Below are 745 nucleotides of genomic sequence, written 5' to 3'. Positions count from 1 at the left end.
ACGGAACATCGTCGTGGGTGACGGTATTACATTTGCACATCCTGTCCCGATTTTTGAGGCATTTTAGCCTTCATCCCCCTTTTAGTGGTGAACGGACGGCAAAAACATGATGGAACTGTTGAACGTGGAGAGCGCGAAATCGGACAAAAATCACGGTTGACGAGGCTTGCAGAGGAGTAAGCCAGTATACCCTCCGCTATCGCTACGAGACTGGGTCAGGGCTGCGCCCCGACACCTCCAAAGGGTGTTGCGGTGAGCGCAACACCCTTGCCTAGAATAGATCTTTTACGCCGATTTGTAAGTTGTTGTTTTTTTAGTGTGTTTTTTGTTTACCTGTTGCATCCAGGGTGACACAACGTTGTCGCATCCTGGATGCGACAACACGCAACAAGGTGTTGCACAGATGTATCATGATGGCTTAGATTTGAACCAACGTTAGTGCATGGGATTTTCAGAGGGAAAAATCATGTTTATTGATTCAGAAAAACGGCTGAAACAACTTTCAGATGAGGCAAAGAAAAGCACCGAGGATCTCGAAGAAGCAAAGAAGAATTCAAGGTTTACACAGGTATCCCCAAAAGGTTGGGAACGCGTTCGAGAGCTGCTGAAGGATAGCCAAGGCATATCAGCACTGAAGCTGTACTCATTTTTAGCGGAGCATATCGATCCAACGTGTGGCGCTGTCGTTGCGGATCAGCAATTCCTAGCTGAAAAACTTGGAGTTAGCAGAAGCACAATTATTCGG

At 47.0% G+C, this 745-nt stretch carries 1 protein-coding gene; it reads left to right on the top strand.

Annotation, left to right across the window (positions count from 1 at the left end; genetic code table 11):
• Positions 1-442 precede the first annotated feature (442 nt).
• A partial coding sequence (locus ACP4J3_RS50820; RefSeq protein ID WP_426545111.1) for a hypothetical protein occupies positions 443-745 on the top strand: 303 nt, incomplete at its 3' end.

Origin of the sequence: Streptomyces sp. UG1, from assembly GCF_049974585.1 — a bacterium.
Taxonomy (GTDB): domain Bacteria; phylum Actinomycetota; class Actinomycetes; order Streptomycetales; family Streptomycetaceae; genus Streptomyces.
Note: the sequence above shows the minus strand (reverse complement) of the source record. Positions and strands in the feature narration are given on the sequence as shown.